Origin of the sequence: Streptococcus sp. NCTC 11567, from assembly GCF_902141215.1 — a bacterium.
In the GTDB taxonomy this organism is placed as follows: domain Bacteria; phylum Bacillota; class Bacilli; order Lactobacillales; family Streptococcaceae; genus Streptococcus; species Streptococcus dysgalactiae.
In genome coordinates, this window is the sequence record NZ_LR595857.1 from 1,082,499 (window position 1) to 1,100,625 (window position 18,127).

Sequence of the window (18,127 nt, forward strand, 5' to 3'; positions counted from 1 at the left end):
CCTCCTCTTTTTTTATTATTCTAACATGGATACCATTTCTTTGCAAAAGAAAACCGCTATTATCCAACTTTTATCACTACTCGTTACATAAAATGACTTCAAAATCACCGTAACTTGCTTTGACAAAGCAGTGCTTTAACAATGAGATCTTCTTTTGGTTAAGGGTTTATTTGTTGAAGTGTCTTGATATCATAAGTTACCAATTCACCATTTTTATTATAAAATTGGACACCTTCTGGTTGGAAAATGAGATACTTAGGATCGATATTAGCTTTTTGTGCTAATTGATTGATATGATCTTCTAGGGTTGCTCTATCTAGACCATAGTCTGGTAAACTGTCTATAAAGTCATCTGATTCTTTTTCTTCTTCTTTACTGGCTTCACTTGGCTGTTGGTTTTCATTGCTCTTATCTGCCTGTTGCTTTTCTTTGGGTTTATCCGTATCAGTAGCATCACCAGCGTTTTTCTTTGCCAATAACTCTTGAGCTTGTTGCCACTCAGCTTGGGATAGATCAGATTTATTAATGGTTCTCAATGAACTGCCATCTGCTCTTGGGATGCTAAAGGAGCCATCTTTCCATACAAAAGTTTCTTTTGCCAAAACATCTCGTGGATCGAAAATATAGCCGTCTGGTGTTGCAAAACGACCTTCTGCTAGGGCTTTTTGAACTTCTTCAGCAGAATGGATAATTTGCCAGTTTGGCATACCAGCACGTTTATCAAGAGGCGTAACATTTGGAATGACCGAACCTGACTCTTCATGCCCTGGCTTAGACCATACATCCGGACGAACTTCGGGGTGTTGCATCACATACTTGATTGTTGCAATCTGATCGCGCGTCAACCATGAATACGGAACGACATGGATATGATCAATATGAGGGATAACAAACGAACTTCCAGTATCGTAAGTAGCATTACCAGCATGCATCGGCAGACTTGACACATCTACAGCAAGTCGTGGCTCAATACCTGTGTCAACAATGTCATAACGGTAATGCTTCTTATCTTTAAGCATTAGTTCTTGTTCGGCAAAGGCAATCTGAGTCAAATCAAGTTGATCACGAGCATAGAAATAGTCCTTGCCATCTTTTGGCATCATATAGCCCACTTTACCATCTTTTGTTACTTTGCGACTCACTTTTTTAGTGTCAAAGAGTGGTTTTTCTTTGCCTTGTTCCTGATCCAAAGCAGCAGCTAGCTCATCAGCTTGACCTTTTGCTTTCACCCAGTTAGCGACCTCATCCAACTCATATTGTTCAAGTTCTCCAAATCCTATATAGTGGAAATGATCTCCGTGTTTAGCTGTAACTCCTGATTTATCCACTGAATGAATGGATTCTTTACTAAAAACATAAGCATCACTCGTATCATATGGTTTACCATCTAAGCCTTTTCCGTAAGCTTTGATGCGATGACCAAGAAAGGTATGTGTCACTTCTTTATCTGATGGTTTTGAGTGCTCTGAACCTGAGTCATTGTCCTCAGTTTGGCCGGCTAAGTATCGATCTGCTAATTCCATTTCAAGAGGTGATAACTGACTTCTTGGGATAATATGATAATGATCTCCATGAGGCACCACATACCCAAAAGCGTTTGATTTGATCACTTGAGTCGGTTCAAAAATCAACCCATCTTCTTCCACATGACGGTATTTCAAATCAAGGCGGTGTAGTTGATCTAAAAGTTCCTTAAAGGTTTTTCCTTTAAACTCATCTCTTTGGTGTTTGTTTTGTGACGCATCATTTGGCCTAGGAGGCGCTGGATGATAGCCACCGTTATCTGGCTGATGACCTTGTCCAGGGTTAGGCGTCACATCAGGAATTGGGGCTTTCCTACGACCTGGGGCTGGTGTCGGGCGGTAATCAGACGGTCTAGCACCTCGACCTTGTTTTTGACTCCAGTAGGCTTGTGCAGCAGCTAGCTCACTTGGAGACAAATCTTTTTTAGGAATATAATGGTAGTGATTACCATGAGGTACTAAATAAGCATCTCCTAAATCATCAATGATATCTGTCGGACTAAAAATATAGCCATCGTCTGTAGTATAGCGTCCTTGTCTTTTTGCTTCATTGACTGCCGCAACTTCTTCTTTACTGAGATGGGCCACTTGAGCTAAACCTTTTTCTTTAGCTTCTTTAGTTCCTTTGGCTACTTGCTCAGCAATTTGTTGTTTGGTTCGAATGTTTTTGCGCTTGCTACCTGGCTTGAGGTAAACATAATAGTTGCCATTGACTTTAATAACGTAACCGTCTAAGATTTCATTGATAACGTCTGATTGTTTAAAACGATAATTAGGATCCGTCATCAACAATTCTTCACTAATAATCGCATCATAAGGAACTTTCCCATTGTAAAAATGATAATGGTCACCGTGTGAGGTCACATAGCCTTGGTCAGTAATTTTGACTACGATCTGTTCAGCAGAGATGCCTTCTTCAGCACTGATTTGATCCATCGTTTTGTTTGTTTTAGGGGCTTTTGCCTTACCTTTGCTATCATCAATATAGGCAATCTGATTGTCCTTTGTTGCTGGACCCATATGATGCTTACCAAGTTGGTAGCTTCCAATATGAGTAGCTAGTAAAATAGCAGCAACTGAGCCGATATAACCATATGTTTTCTTCACTAATAATCTCCTTTACTTCAACTGTTGATAGAGCACTTCCAAATTTGCTCTAAGATTTTCTAGATATGTCTTGTTTCCGCTTGGAGCAGCTTCAAGTGGACTTAATGTCTTTACTTTAGCTCCTGTTGATTTCGCAATAGCATGAGCAATTTTGGGATTGACATTGTCTTCTGCAAAAATAGTCTTGACGTTGTATTCTTTGACAAAGTCTTGAATTTCTTTCAATTGGCGAGGAGAGGGCTCTTGCTCTGGAGAAATACCCGAGATACCAAGTTGTTTCAAGCCGAATCGTTTAGCCAGATAAGAAAATGCCGTGTGTTGCGTCACGAATGTTTTTGAGCGCACCTTTTTAAATTTTTGAGTGTATTCTTCGGTTAGTTGCTCTGATTCTTTTTTGAAAGCCTTAGCATTTTTAGTGTAACTGTCTTTGTGTTTAGGATCCAAACGTCCTAGCTCTTTAGCGATATTAACAGCTTCCTCACCAGCTAAAACGGGATCCGTCCAGGTATGTGGGTCATAAAGTGTCGCAGGGTCAATGCCTTGTGTGACTTCCATATCTTCTAGCCCTTTGACTCTATCTAGTGTCAGAGGTTTTGACGCTTCAAACACATCAACCTTTGATTTTTTTAAATTAGGGTCTAGATCCCTTGCCCAAGCTTCTAAGGTATGTGAATGGTAAACAAACAAATCCGCGTCATAAATAGCTGCCACATCATTTACAGACGGTTCAAAGGAATGAATGCCTGCACCTGATTGGATCATCCTCACATCATTGAGGTCTCCAGATACTTCTTTTGTCATCGCATACATTGGGTAGAAGCTGGTTACAACTGACATGCCTTGCGTAGGCTGTTTGGGGTTTGCTGACTTATCACACCCTGCTATCATTACTAAACTCACAACCATAGCCATGAGAAAAAAACCTTTTTTCATAGTACCTCCTCAATTATAATTTAACCAGTTATTAACCAGTTAATTTTACTCCTTTATCAATGCTTTGTCAATGGCAACTACCATCTTTTATCACAGCAACTGAAGAGATAAGCAAAAGACAATTGTTGACAGCTATTTGTCCTAACTTCTTTTTGATGAGGCAGCACATCTAAAAAAATAAAGAGAACCAAATTGGTTCTCTCTATTAAATAAGCTCTTATCAGTTTAAGTAATACTATTTTTTAGTTTCTTTTTGGCGTTTTGTTTTAAAGATATGAGCTACTAATCCCAAGAAGAAAGTGGTCATAACTAACTTAAGGAGATGTAAACGATTTGTATCCTTGTCATTAGTCATTGGTAACTGATCTCTTGTTGATGCTTTTGTAGCTAAAGCACGCTTAGAAGATCGTTTCTCTAGAGTACGAGAAGGTTGACCTTTTTGAGGAGTTTTACCTGGTGTTTGACCTGAACCGTCTTGTTCTGGTTTAGTTTCTGGTTTTTTGTCTGGTGCTTGATCTGAACCGTCTTGTTCTGGCTTATTAGAGTGGCCCTCCAATAGCTTAGTCACTGGTGTATAAGTGATGTTACCAGCCATATCTTCAACAACATAAGTAAAGTCTGACATTTTCAATGGAACAGTAGCGCCTTCCATTGTTTCAGCCTCTTCAGGAAGAGTAAAGGTACCATCTTCATTTGGAGAAATATACTCTGTTGTTGGCAGATCCTCATCCATATAAGTGTAAGCAATACGCTCACGGTAAACCGGTTGGCTGGTTTTTGGTTTAGATGCAAGTGTCAAACGACGATCTTCTGTTGAGAATGTTGCCGATGTTGCGACTTCAGGTGTCGTATTGTCTACAATCACATCAAAATCAGTGTGTTGTTCTTTTGCACCTGAGCTAATCGGAGTGTAGCGGACACGATAGGTGTAGGTTCCGTTAGCAACAACTTTGCCGTCTTTATCTTTACCGTCCCAACGCGTTTTTTCAAAACGGGTTGAACCAAGTGTGCTTGCCAAGTCATTGTTGTAGTTTTTAACAACTTGCTCGGTTACCTCACTTGTCCAAACAACATTTCCTTCTTTGTCCAAGACTTCAGCCACAAGGTTTTTAGCATTACGCAAGAACGTACCTTGGAATTGGACATAATCTCTGTTACCGTCCCCATTTGGAGAGATCGCAGCATATGGCTTGCCATTAGCGTGACGGTGGATATAGTAGTGGCTATCATCGTCTTGTTTTGCAAAAGTACCTGCAAAAATGGTTTCTGTGATCTCTGAAGATTCGATATCCTCTATGTTTTCAACCCCTTCTTTGACAGCTTTAATAATCGTCCACGGGTTAGACTCTGTGGTAAGTGCTGTAAAGTTATTTTTTAGAGCGTAAAACTGTAATCCGTCACCATCTAATTGGTCTTTGGCATCACTATTTGCTTCATGATAGTAGCTGCTACCGTCTTTGCTATCATAAATTGGTTTTTCTAAGGCTGACAGATTGCTAAAATCACCTCGGAAACCAATATATGGAATGCTCATAAGCTCTTCTTTTTTAGGATCTTGTTTGAAACGAACAAAACCTTCTAAGAAATAGCCATTTTTCATTTGGGAAAGCAAGTCCTTGCTAAATCGACTAGCATCGATTGGAACGGTGACTTGTTTGCTGCTATTGGCTGGAATTGTGATTTTTTGCCATGATGTCTCATACAATGCTTTAGGAGCCAAGGCAAAGTGTTTTCCATCTACTTTATCTGTTTGAACAGTTGCTTGGTAATACAACTCTTGAGGTTTATCAGATTTGTTGTGAACTGTTACTGTTACTTCAAATTTATCAGAAACATTGTTCAGGTGAACCTTGCTTGAGGTATTGTCCTTATCTGTCACATACATCGTTGCTGCTGAAGCTTTTTTAGCATCGACTGCTCCTGCTCCTTGTTGGCGAGGAGAAAAATAAGCTTTTTCATCTTCATCATATAAGGCAGTTGCTGAGCTCATCAATACTTTTTTAGCTAAATCAAGACGCTCTGATGGTGTCATATCAGGATACTGTGTCTCATACTGCTTTTGCAACAGTCCCATGATACCCGCTACTAATGGCGCAGACATACTAGTTCCAGAAAGTTTGGCATACTTGTTGTTAGCCACTGATGACAAAATATCTTGGCCGGGTGCTGCAATATCTGGCTTAATATTGCCGTCAGCTGTCAGACCCCAGCTTGAGAAGCGGCTTAGTTTGGTGCCACTTGCTGTTGGCAATACCTTAGGTGTCGCATTGAAGGTGATGGTTTTTTGGGGATTGTCTTTTAATAAGAGACCAGCTTTTCGACTGATAAAGGCCGCAGGCATCTGATCAACATTTGGCAATTCAATCGGGAAGCCCTTGTCCTGATTGTCATAGATCAAGACTCCTACAGCACCAGCTTTTTTAGCTTTTGCAATCTTATCTTTGAAATCAATATCGCCACGTTCAATAAGGGCAATCTTACCTTTGACATCCTTAAAATCATCCTCTTTCGTCCCTCGATTAGCATAAGCATAGTCGTAAGCCTTGTTTGGCTCAAAGCGGTTTGTTGAAAGAACAGGCATTTCTTTATCTTGCTGATCGGCTGTTTTGACCGTAGCAGTTTCAGTGAGCTGTTTATCTGGGCTGTAAGAAGCAACTGTCAATGTTGAGTCTGCCGCTGCAGGTGTCCCAACCACCCCATAATCAGGATGGTCTGCTAGAGGTAGACGGGTCTTGCCCCCAAAGCTACTATCATTACCAGCTGAGGTCACAATGCTAACACCTTTTGATTTGGCATAGTCAAAGGCTTTTTTGGTTTCGTCTGGAAGGTTGGCGTAAGCTAGTGCAGCATTACCAAAGCTCATATTAATCACCTTAGCTCCCAAGTTGACAGCATCTCTGATAGCTTGAGCGTAGTTACGAGCATAGTCTGCTAGTCCATTTACAATTTCGACACGCATCAAAAGCAATTGAGCCTCAGGCATCGCACCTTCTAGGCGGTAAGGTTCTTTCGTTTCAGATGGAGCATTTCCTGATAAGATTCCTGACACGTGTGTGCCGTGCTCTTGATCGACAGCGGTTTTACCATCTTTACTATAGTCATGGTAGTAAGCAACCTTATCATTGACCCACTCGCCATAGGTAATACCGTGCTCTTTTTTAGCTTTTTCAAGATCTTCTTTTGATTGGTAACGTGCTTTGGCTTTGTCTGTTAAGCGCCACGCTTCATGATTTTTATCAAAACCAGCATCAATCACTGCAACAACAGTCCCAGCTCCCTTGCCTGCTTTTTCCTGCAGGGTTTTGACCTGAGAAGGGTCGTTCAAATCCCTAATAGTCGCTTTTGAGGTTGCTGGTGTATCAGCAGTTTTAGCAGGAGCTTGAGGGGCTAGATCATTAGCGTCATCTGCTACTGTTTCTCCTGCATCACTAGGAGTTTGTGGGGTTTTAGTTTCCTTTGATGATGGTGCTTCCTCAGAAACCGCTGTTGGTTGTGGAGTTTCTACTGTTTGTTCGGTAGCAGGAGTGTCTTCTGTCACAGTATTTGCTTTGATGTCTGATTGTGCATTGAGCAAGATGCTCGTAGACATAAGCGCAATGGCAAGTTTATCAAATGGTAGTTTCTGTTTTTTACGCAATGTGTCGTCCTTTCATGATGAGAGACTTTGTCTTTATGACCATTAAGAAAAGAGAGAATCAAACGATTCTCTCCTAGTTATCCATCTGTGCGTGGAGAAATAAGGATAACGTCTTTTTTAAAGAGCAAACAGGAGGTTATTTGCATATGATACAGCTATTTTTCTTGCTTTTGTCATAATTAATAAATGTATCTCATTTATTAATTATATTAATAACATATTCATTATAAAACAAAGATGATTATTAGTAAAGCTCAGCTTTTTAAGAGTTGCTTAGTTTGTGACCTCCTTATCCTCATTCTTTTAGACATAAAAGAGAGAACCGACTGGTTCTCTCTTGATGTTCACTCAGTATTACAAAGTGATAGCTTAGTTTTCTTTGGTTGCTTCGCCTGTTGACGGTAGCTATCTCTCGATTTCTGTCATTGGTACCTTAACATCTGTTCTGTTACTCATTTAGTTTACTGTAAAGGCTTCAGTATTTGCTACATCTGTTTTTTCAGACAACACATAACCACCTTCTGGACTATCTTTCTTTTCTATCTTTTCTATTTTAGTCTTATCCAGTTCTTGTACAAAATCCTTCATAGCCTCTTTATTAGAACTTAAATAATAGACGTACTTACCATCCGAAGACTCCCCGATAATCTTATGATGATTGCATTTTGTCATTTTTGTTATCTCTTCTTCTGACAAGCCTTTCTTAAACATGCCAATTGTCCCCACTCTTTTAAGTTGTTCTTTCCATTTATCATATCCATCTCCAATTAGGTTTAAACTGGCATTTTTTTGTTCTTCTGTCATTTCATCAAAGGTTAGGACCCCATATTTTAACTCTTCATCCAGTGGACTTTGATCGTCTAACATAGCTATTTTCTTTTCTTTTAGATATTTCTGGAATTTTTCCGATAGTTTAAATTTCAGTCCTAAATATTCATAAATGTACTCTTCCTTTGGGGGTAAAGTATAGTCTGACGGCTTAAAGGTGCTTTGTGCATCATTGTCATCTTGTGACGCACTTGCAATCTCAGTCGTCGTATTTTTCGGTCCTGTTACCTTATCTTCATCTTTTTTTTGACATCCAAAGACAGTTAAACATAAGAGTAAGATAACCACTGTATACAGTCCTTTTGATCTATTTTTCATGAAAATTTCTCCTAATGTTTATATTGGTAGGGAGTTTCCACTAATATAAACCCTTTCTTTAAGTATTTTTAGTTTTGTTTTAGGCCGAGTATATTGCTGCGAATCAGTACCCACTTCCAGTCGTTTTGATCACAGATCTTTTACTTATTAAGTAAAATTAGAATGATGGGCTTTTAAGATGAAATCTATGTACAATATTTTCGCCTACATTTCTTTCATTAGTAAAGAATTTGCCAAATCACAATCCCTTAGGAAAACTATCCTCAGGCACACTTTTTTTAAGTAACTTAGCTTGTACTCTAAATTATTGGAAGATTATTTAATCTATTACCCTAATCTCGCAGATTGTCCTCTAGTGCGTCAAAGATACGGTTTAGAGCAAAGATAATAAAGAAACAGACACTTCCTAACATGGCAACACTCGCTATTCCCATAAACGTATTTTCCATGCTAGGCTGGCCCAAAAGACCAATGCCATAACTTAGTATACTTAAGAGTAAACAGGCTGTACCTAGTTTTAGGAGATAGCCATTACGAACACGTTTTTTTATTTTTTGACTCGGGGTGGTCACTTTCTTTATCATCTGATGAACCTCATTCTAAGTTGACGCTGTCTCTTTTTGAGATTGGTCAACAGGCAGGTAGCTTCTTGGTTGTGGGGTTATGGTCTTGGGAGTTTGTCCCCTACGACATAGGTCAACAAACGAGCCTGCTCAGCTGTGAACGTCCGATAGGAAATGGTGCCTAGTCCCATAACATTTGACTCTGAAATTAAGATAGAACCATCTTCTTTGATTTGCTCTACAACAGCGACGTGACCATAGGTTGCATCTGCTCCTGCTTGGCCTGGTGCAAATGAGACGACATAGCCCACTTTAGGTTTATGGGTGGTCACAAAACCTGGTTTGCGCTGCCAGTCGCCACCGTTACCCATGTACCTATCGACTTGATAACCTAACTCTTTGACACGATTATAGGCGTACCAGGTGCATTGGCCAAAGCTGTAGGTCTCTGACTTGTAGGTCAAAACGTTTTGTGGCTGACTTCTTTTATAACCTACGGGCACTTCGCTAAATTGTGTCCCGGAAGTTATCTTGAGATGTTCTGGAATCTCAGGTGTGCTTCCATGATCATCTATCCATTGGTCTAGTTTGGTCATGATATCTGCTCGTCTTTGCCCACTGCCACTTGTATCTGTAAAGTAAACCCCACCATCAATCAAGGTATCCAACTGGCCTAGTGACCATTTTTTTGCTTTGAGGTCTTGTCTTTCAAAGGTTTGGTTTTTGTTGGCAATGATGGTGTCTTCTACCATGTGACGAATAGCAACCTCATCGCTGTATTTTTTGGCATTGTTTGGGTTGAAGTCAAAGGCACCATAACCAAACATATTGGCTCCTTTGTCTTTAGCAACTCCCTGAGTACCTAGTGAGCTTTCTGCCATTGCAATAGCTACGATAGCTCGAACGTCTAGTCCTGTTAGTTTTTCCCATTCTAATAAACGCTTTCCGTTTAAGCGTTCTTTATCATAGTGAATACCTAGACTGTTCAAAAAACCATCTAGCTGTTCAGCAGTAATCCCATAACGGCGTGACAACAGGTTGTGAGTGTAGGCAGACTCACCTGTCCAGTGTCTCACGTAAGCGGCTGATGAGCGACTGCTTGGTTTTAGCTTGCTCAGGTCTTTGTCACTTTCTCTCCACGGTGCAAAGACAGGAGCTGCTGCTGCTAAAGGAGGTTGGATGGGTTTTGGAGTGTCACGATTTGGCTCTGGGGTTTTTTCAGCTGATTTTTCTGGTCCTTTTTCAGGGGTTTTTTCAGCTGATTTTTCTGGTGTTTTATCAGGTGTCTGATCTTTTTGCTGATCAGGTGATGGGGTAGGTCGGCCATCTTTGTTTTGTGACTCTTTTTGAGACGACTGGTCTTTGGGAGATGGGGTGGATTGATCACTGCTGTCTGGTTGATTGGTGTTGTTTTTGTCTTTATTTGGTTTGTCAGTAGCTTCAGATGATGCCTGATCGGTCTGCTCAGTATCATTTGAAGAGGGGGGTAGGTGATCGTGTGATGGCTTATGGTCTTTTTGGGTGTCGTACTGTGACGCTGTTTCCTTGCTTTTTTTGTCTTTTTTTGCTGTTTCACTCTTGTCATCCGTATCAGTATCTGCTGTAGTAGGCTGATCAGTGGATGATGTGTTATTACGCAAGGAGGTGTCAGCAACAACTAATGGCACTGCACTGTTTAAGAGTATGGTACTTAATAGTGTTACTGCTAACAATTTCCTTTTCTTCATATATGATTTCTCTCCTCTTTTTTATACTTGCCTAAACAATGATGGGTAAAGGTCAAGGCATGGTTAGTGATTGATTACTTTTGTCGTCCTACTAGTGTGGATCAATCGTCATGATGGGATGGAAAATCAATCGTAAATACCATCCATCTTTGATCAAAAACAACAAAACGATAAGCCAGATGATGCTGATCAAGAATCTGGTGGGTAATAAACAGCCCCAATCCTGTACCACCGTCTTTCCTGTTACGACTATAATCTGGTCGATAAAACGGTTGGAATAACTGTTTCATCTGCTGTTGTGTCAATAATGTCTCTGCTTCATTTTTAATCACTAGTTGGTTATCTTTTAGTTGAATCATCACTTGGCCGCCTGATTTGGTATAGTGAAAGGCATTGTCAATAATATTTTTAATCGCCTTTAGTAGGTATACTTTATTGGCTTTGACGAATTGTTCTTCGAGATTGATAGTCACTTTGAGGTGTTTTAGTTCTGATAAAACGAGAAAGACTTCCATTTCTTCTTCTAGGCTGCTTTTTAGTGAAAACAGTTCTTGATTTTGAGAAGCTAGGGTTTCAATCTTAGATAAAGATAAAATGGATTGAACCAGTTGGGCTTGCCCTTCAAGGACGTCTCGGCATTTTCGCAAATATTTGTCACGATCTGCAAAGTCACCAACATTATAGAGCATTCCATCAATCATTCCGATAACACTGGTGATTGGTGTCTTTAGCTCGTGCGATGTCATGCGTAAAAACTCAGATTTCTCTCTTTCTGAATCAGAAGCTTTTTCATACTCTTTTTGCAAGGATTTGATGCTCGTTGAAAGACTCGCATACAAACGGTTAATATCACTAGCCAACATTGCTATTTCATCTTTGCCGTGAATGGTACACGTTAAGTTTGGTTCTAGGTTGACCATTTTTTGGGCGGTTTGTGACATGCTAAGGATACGCCGGCTAGAAGTCCTACTATATAAGTAGGCGACAATACTCCCTAGGGTCACTGAAAAAATCAATAGTGACGGGTAGAGGTCAAGGAGAACTTTGCTAGCATCTGTTACGGGTTGAAGTGAAGATTGCCCAAGCAATGTCATTTTTTTTCCATCGCGCAGGGTTACTTTTTGACTCATCACCTTAACATTAGAATAAGAGTTGTCAAAGGTGGTGACGATATTAACATTTTGACTGTCTTTGCTTTCACTGACACCGTCTAGGAGCTGCAAGGAAGGATAGAGCAGTTGGTTATCACTGTCTACTAAGCTGTACCAAATATTATCTTTGTTGATTTTTTTTGTTAGGATATCTCTAATCTCGGTTACCGTTTTGCCTTTAATTTGCTTGCTTGTTTGGTCAAATTCACGCTTAACTTCCTTGTCTTTGACTTTGGTGTAATAAATTGGCATTGCAAAATAAAGCACTAACAAAATAGAGGTAACCACTACAATAATTAAGCCATTGATGACCAAAAAGGTTTTTTTAATTAGTCTCACTCACGCTCTCCCAATAAATAGCCCATGCCTGTAATTGTCTTGAGGGGAATGCCCGTCATTTTTTTACGAAGGTTCTTGATGTGGTTGTCAAGTACACGCGTGTCCAGTTCAGAATAGCCCCATATGTCATCCATCAATTGGTCTCTGGTGACAATCTTTTGGTGACGTTTTGCTAAATAATCAATAATGTCATACTCTTTTTTAGTTAGTTTGACCAATGTTCCTTGCCAATAGACGCTATGTTCGATCTCATCAACAAGTAAGTCTCCGATTTGGTGCTTTTCATCTGGAGTAGAGACGCGTAATACATTTTCGATACGTTTGATTAAAATGAGTGGTGAAAATGGTTTGGTCACATAATCACTAATCAAATGGTTGAAGCTTACAAGCTGTGTGTACTCGTCATCTAATGCCGTTAGCATAATAATAGGGATATCTGATGTCTTTCGAATTGTTTTTAGCACTTCTAAGCCACTTAAGGAAGGGAGCATGATGTCTAAAATAATCAGATCATAAGACGTTGTCTGCCACTTGTCTAAGGCAGCTTGGCCATCAAACACACAATCTGGATCATAGTTATTCGCTTTTAAAAACTCACAAATCACTTGACTGATAGTATCATCATCTTCAACTACTAATATTTTAAACATAACTTTCCTTTCTAGATTGGCGTTTAGTGTATCAAGCAGCTAAGGATGACATCAAAGGGTCATCCTTTTTGACTTTTATGCTTGTTTGGTTGATTATTCAAATCGCAATGCTTCAATTGGGTCTAGCTTAGACGCTTTAATGGCTGGTAATAGTCCAAAGACAATCCCTATAATACAACAAAACGCTAAACTCAAGACAACTGAGAACAAGGATAGGATATAGGGATACTCGAGTGATCTTGTGATGATTAATCCTGATACCATCCCTGAAATAACCCCTATCACACCACCTAGCAAGGTTAGAATGACCGCTTCAATTAAAAATTGTTTTAAAATAAGCTTACGTCTAGCGCCAAGCGCTTTTTTGATCCCAATTTCTCTCGTTCTTTCGGTAACTGATACTAGCATAATGTTCATCACACCAATACCACCTACGATAAGAGAGATGCTAGCAATACCAGCTAATAACACAAAATTAGATTTGTTTAGGTTGTCTAGTTGGCGTTCAAATTCTTTAAGGTTCATGACACCAAACATATAATCTGATTTAGGGATCGTTTGATTGAGCATATCACTGACACGCTTTGCTACAGGTTTGAGATCATCTGCGCGATAGGTTTGGATCGTGATCTCAGGTGTCGCATCCACTACACTATTAATATTATACCACTGATGTAGCGGAATATAAGCAATTTTCTCAGTCCCACTTGTGAGGCCACTTTGTTCTTTTGATTCAAACACCCCAATGACCCTGAAGGGATTTCCCATCACTTCGACAAATTTTCCAAGGCCATCGTCTTTTGGAAATAGTGACTCATACAAGCTTTTTTCAAGGTAAATCACCTGTTTTTGGTCAATAAAGTCTTTGTCTGAAAAGTCACTACCTTTAATGAATGTCATGCGTCTCACTTCAGCTACGTTTTTTGTGATGGCAGAAATCTTTGCAGATGATTTTTGGCCTAGATGATAGACTTTGTCATCAATACCATATGAGATCAGGGCGTTTTTGACGCCTTTGACTTGCTGTATTTTGCTAAGCTCTTCTTCAGCCATAAAAGGAAGATAGTCTGGTTTTTTAGCATTTGACTTGTCTGGAAATTTAGGGTCAATACTACTTTTTTTGTTAAACACAATGTTAATAGTGTTATTGCTGCCACCAATCAACTGTCTTTTGGTATTTTCGGTATTACCTTCGATGATTGAAAAGATTGCGATAATGGCACCAATACCGATAATAATCCCTAGCATTGTCAAAATTGACCGCATCTTGTGTGATAATATAGAGCCTAAAGCTGCAATAATATCTTCCATTATTTTCCCCCTTTACTCTATATCGGAATGTTCTATATTACCATCTCTTAGGATCACTGTCTTTTTGCATAAGGCAGCTACTTCAGGCTCGTGTGTGATGATAATAATCGTTTTGCCGTTATCATTGAATTGTTTAAATAGGTCCATGATTTGGACGCTGGTTTTTGTGTCTAGTGCACCTGTTGGCTCATCGCCAAGGATAAAGCTTGGGTTAGTGACTAAAGCTCTTGCAATCGCTACACGCTGTTTTTGCCCACCAGATAGCTCCATCGGTTTAAATTCACTACGTTCTTCTAGTCCTACTAGCTTTAACATCTCTAGGGCTCGTTTGCGACGCTCTTTTTTAGGAACATTCATGTAGGTCAAGGGCAATTCGACGTTTTGACAAGCTGTTAGCTTGGGCATCAGGTTAAAGTTTTGAAAAACAAAGCCGATTTTTTGATTGCGCAAATCAGCAAGTTCATTATCAGATAAGGACGACACGTCTCTGCCTTCAATGGCATATGAGCCAGAGCCAGGCTTATCTAAGCACCCAATGATATTCATCAATGTTGACTTTCCTGAACCTGATGGTCCCATGATGGCTAAAAAGTCACCCTCGTTAACTTCTAAATCGATTCCTTTTAAAATCGCAAATTCTTCAGTCCCAAGATGATAGCTTTTTCGAATATCTTTAAGGTTTAACAATACTTCCTACCTCCATACCGTCTTTCATGCCAGGAAGCGGCTGAGCAATCTTATCTTGCATGGTCAAGCCACTTGTCACCTCAACATAACCTTTTGAGAAGGGCTTAGTCTTGATTTCTTGTTTTTTGACCTTGTTTTTATCAACTTTCCACACATAGGTTTTTCCATTTTCTGCCATTGTAAAGGTTTCTTTCAATACAATCTTGCCAGCTTCTGGAGCATTGTTGAGCACATTGATATAGGTGTGTGAACCAATGAGTGGCTGCTTGTCTGATTGGTCAAGTTCGATAACATAAGGGAATTTTGCTTGGTTTGGATTGTCTTGTTGGTCATTGCCACCTTGACCTTGATCTGTCGCCTCGGCTTTGAGGTTGCCAACTTGGGTCACTTTTCCAGTCCATTTTTTAGAGTTGTCTTTGCGGTCAATCACTTCGACTTTTTGACCGATTTTTAACTTGTCACGATCAAATTCACTGATGTTACCTTTGACTAACATTTTTGATTTGTCAATAATTTCCATAAAAGTTTCACTTTCTTTTTTAGATTTTGATTGATTTGGCAAATCAGCATTTAGGCTGACAATTGTCCCCGCAGTGTCTGACTTAATGGTGTCATACTCTAGTCTATCTTTTTCGGTTGCGGCAGTGACATTAGCTTTATCTAGTTCGATTTGAGCGGTTTTAATCTCACTATCTGCTGTTTTGGCATCACTTAGTGCTTGAGAGACACTATCTTCTGCGCTGCGAATTTGTTCTAGTAAGCTCTCATCTGGTGCGGTGTTGTAGCGTGATTTTAGGGTGTTGATTTCATTGACCTTGCGATTATAGGTTTCCCACTTCAATGCTGCATTAGTTTTAGCAACTTGGAGTTGATTAGCTTTGGTTTGAACATCAAATTCTGAACTTTGAGCCGTTAACCGTTGTGACGTTTCATAGCTAAACAAGGGTTGTCCTACTTTGACAACATCGCCTTTTTTGACAAAGACATCTTTGACTTCTCCTTTACTTGAGTCGATTTTGACTTTGCTGCTGTTGTTAGCTGTTACTTCGCCAGCTAAGGTCAAGCTGATATCTTTTCCTTGTTCCATAGCTTCTTTTATGGTTAAGGCTTTTACTTTGTTGACACTAGAGACAATTTCTTGTTGTTGATGGTTCATTATCAAGTAACTACCACCAACCACACAGGTCAATACTCCAGCACTCAACAAGGCTAATTGTTTGCGCGTCATTTTTCTTCTTAACTGAAACATACTTTCTCCTCAATAACTATTTTTTCTTTTTATACTATTTTATAGTTATACCATACCAACTTTATCCATTTTGAACGGTCACTAGCAAGACCTACTAGTCACGATGATGTTTAACACCAACGATTAATCCGATTACAAATAGTATGATGACAGGTACAATTAATCTTTTTTTCATTCTAACACTTCCTTCTTAACACCTTGAACACAACAAACTAGCTACTTCAGCGTTCTTTTTTTAAAAACAAAAATCATATAACCGTTCGCTCACATAAGCACGGATATATGATTTTGTACATTTGCGAGTTAGTGTGTTTGGCTATTTAAGCATTATGATAAGTTAGTTACCACCCTAGGCAAACTACCCGAGGTTATGGTTAACGTTTGCGAGTCACCTTATGCTATTCATCGTAACCCTTAGTTTTTGGCAGAAGTATCTGCTCCACCACTATCTTTTGACTCTATGTCTTCTTCATTTCCTGTAGGAATTTGAATCACATTTCCATCTTTTGTTGTGTACTCCGTAACTTCCTCTCCATCAACCACTTTTGTTTTTTTGCTAACCGCATCGTCTTTAATATCAGACATTTTTATTTCTTTGACTTCTTCTTTTTTAGAATCTTTTTTTGTACCACAAGCTGTTAAAAAACATGTTGCTGCTAATGCTAAGACGGGAAGAACTAAAACTTTTTTTAATTTCATAGTGAAATGCTCCTTTTTTTTGATATCTTTATTCTAGCAAATGCATCTACTCTTTTTCTAACGATAATCTATTTTTTATCTGTTTTTTTGTCAGTATCAAAAATCCATTTCAATTTTTTAATGGATGTATACTATAAAAGTAGACAAAACTTTGTGTGTTACAATCTGTTTTAAAAGACACAAAAACGAAAGGACAACCTATTGAATAGGTTACACTAAACTAGACAAAAATTATAAAGTGTTCTACACTTAAGAAAAACGGGAGAAAAACCATGTCTAGAAAAGTACGTCGTCACTTCACCGATGATTTTAAGCAACAAATTGTTGACCTTTACAATGTTGGTAGAAAGCGTAGCAGTCTCATCAAGGAATATGAGCTAACCCCTTCCACCTTCGATAAGTGGGTTAGACAAGCCAAAACAACAGGTTCATTCAAGTCTGTTGATAATTTGACAGATGAACAGCGGGAGCTGATTGAACTCAGGAAACACAATAAAGAACTCGAAATGCAATTAGATATCCTAAAGCAAGCAGCGGTGATTATGGCACAAAAAGGGAAATAATCACTGCTAATAAGGATAACTATAGCATTTCAGCCATGTGTCGTTGGTTGAGCATTCCTCGTTCTAGCTATTATTACAAAGCTGTAGAACCAGTATCTGAAGCGGAACTTGAAGAAAATATCAAAGCTATTTTTCTCGAGAGCGAGTCCAGATACGGATTCAGAAAAATCAAAATATGCTTGAATAACGAAGGTATCACACGTTCACGTCGTCGGATTCGACGCATTATGAAGCGACTCAATTTGGTTTCTGTTTATCAGAAAGCCACCTTCAAACCACATTCCAGAGGCAAGAATGAAGCCCCTATTCCCAACCACTTAGACAGGCAATTTAAGCAAGAAAGACCACTACATGCCTTAGTCACTGACTTAACCTATGTTCGTGTAGGCAATCGTTGGGCTTATGTTTGCCTCATCATTGACCTATACAACCGTGAAATCATCGGCCTGTCTCTTGGTTGGCACAAGACCGCTGAACTCGTTAAGCAAGCCATACAAAGCATCCCTTACGCCCTGACCAAAGTCAAGATGTTCCATTCAGATCGTGGCAAAGAGTTTGATAATCAGTTAATTGATGAAATATTGGAAGCCTTTGGAATCACACGTTCGCTTAGTCAGGCTGGTTGTCCTTATGACAATGCCGTAGCTGAAAGTACGTATCGTGCTTTCAAAATTGAATTTGTTTATCAAGAAACTTTTCAATCGCTGGAAGAACTAGCTCTTAAGACTAAAGACTATGTTCATTGGTGGAATTACCACCGCATTCATGGTAGTCTCAACTACCAAACACCAATGACTAAAAGATTAATTGCCTAGAAAAACACTTTATAAATGTTGTACAGA

Annotated in this window: 13 protein-coding genes; 1 reads left to right on the top strand and 12 read right to left on the bottom strand. The window is 39.3% G+C overall.

Annotated features, from left to right (window positions below):
• Positions 1 to 158: 158 nt before the first annotated feature.
• The 12 genes from FQT67_RS05530 to FQT67_RS05585 form a co-directional block, all read right to left on the bottom strand.
• Positions 159 to 2,630: a pneumococcal-type histidine triad protein gene (locus tag FQT67_RS05530; protein WP_109828643.1), complete on the bottom strand. Its 2,472-nt coding sequence runs from the start codon at positions 2,628 to 2,630 to the stop codon at positions 159 to 161.
• A 12-nt stretch (positions 2,631 to 2,642) separates the two neighbouring features.
• On the bottom strand, positions 2,643 to 3,563 hold the full coding sequence (lmb, locus tag FQT67_RS05535) for a metal ABC transporter substrate-binding lipoprotein/laminin-binding adhesin Lmb (protein ID WP_015016979.1): 921 nt from the start codon (positions 3,561 to 3,563) through the stop codon (positions 2,643 to 2,645).
• Between the two features lie 235 nt (positions 3,564 to 3,798).
• Complete coding sequence (locus FQT67_RS05540) at positions 3,799 to 7,200, bottom strand: S8 family serine peptidase (protein WP_046177485.1); 3,402 nt, start codon at positions 7,198 to 7,200, stop codon at positions 3,799 to 3,801.
• Between the two features lie 456 nt (positions 7,201 to 7,656).
• Positions 7,657 to 8,346: a hypothetical protein gene (locus tag FQT67_RS05545; protein WP_012766901.1), complete on the bottom strand. Its 690-nt coding sequence runs from the start codon at positions 8,344 to 8,346 to the stop codon at positions 7,657 to 7,659.
• Positions 8,347 to 8,678: 332 nt separating this feature from the next.
• Positions 8,679 to 8,930: a hypothetical protein gene (locus FQT67_RS05550; protein WP_003056043.1), complete on the bottom strand. Its 252-nt coding sequence runs from the start codon at positions 8,928 to 8,930 to the stop codon at positions 8,679 to 8,681.
• A 77-nt stretch (positions 8,931 to 9,007) separates the two neighbouring features.
• Positions 9,008 to 10,636 carry a CHAP domain-containing protein gene (locus FQT67_RS05555; RefSeq protein WP_046177486.1) on the bottom strand — a complete coding sequence of 543 codons (1,629 nt, stop codon included), beginning with the start codon at positions 10,634 to 10,636 and terminating at the stop codon, positions 9,008 to 9,010.
• Positions 10,637 to 10,737: 101 nt separating this feature from the next.
• Complete coding sequence (locus FQT67_RS05560; protein WP_012766899.1) at positions 10,738 to 12,126, bottom strand: HAMP domain-containing sensor histidine kinase; 1,389 nt, start codon at positions 12,124 to 12,126, stop codon at positions 10,738 to 10,740.
• Positions 12,123 to 12,776, bottom strand: a complete 654-nt coding sequence (locus FQT67_RS05565; protein ID WP_003059317.1) for a response regulator transcription factor — start codon at positions 12,774 to 12,776, stop codon at positions 12,123 to 12,125. Before FQT67_RS05565 ends, FQT67_RS05560 begins: the two co-directional genes overlap by 4 nt.
• A 93-nt stretch (positions 12,777 to 12,869) precedes the next feature.
• Entirely contained in the window at positions 12,870 to 14,087 is a 1,218-nt protein-coding gene (locus tag FQT67_RS05570; RefSeq protein WP_046159533.1) for an ABC transporter permease, read from the bottom strand.
• Between the two features lie 12 nt (positions 14,088 to 14,099).
• Positions 14,100 to 14,774, bottom strand: a complete 675-nt coding sequence (locus FQT67_RS05575) for an ABC transporter ATP-binding protein (protein ID WP_002982458.1) — start codon at positions 14,772 to 14,774, stop codon at positions 14,100 to 14,102.
• Positions 14,761 to 16,023 (bottom strand): efflux RND transporter periplasmic adaptor subunit, encoded by a 1,263-nt coding sequence (locus tag FQT67_RS05580; RefSeq protein WP_015016972.1) that lies wholly within the window; start codon positions 16,021 to 16,023, stop codon positions 14,761 to 14,763. The genes FQT67_RS05575 and FQT67_RS05580 overlap by 14 nt, the downstream gene beginning before the upstream one ends.
• A gap of 414 nt (positions 16,024 to 16,437) precedes the next feature.
• On the bottom strand, positions 16,438 to 16,722 hold the full coding sequence (locus tag FQT67_RS05585; RefSeq protein ID WP_015016971.1) for a hypothetical protein: 285 nt from the start codon (positions 16,720 to 16,722) through the stop codon (positions 16,438 to 16,440).
• A gap of 272 nt (positions 16,723 to 16,994) precedes the next feature.
• Between FQT67_RS05585 and FQT67_RS05590 the strand changes: the two genes are divergently transcribed.
• Positions 16,995 to 18,100, top strand: a protein-coding gene (locus FQT67_RS05590; protein ID WP_143936382.1) for an IS3 family transposase whose coding sequence is annotated in 2 segments (ribosomal slippage) — positions 16,995 to 17,271 and positions 17,271 to 18,100 — 1,107 coding nt in all. Because the reading frame shifts where the segments join, the coding sequence is not laid out codon by codon here.
• The last annotated feature ends 27 nt before the right edge of the window (positions 18,101 to 18,127 follow it).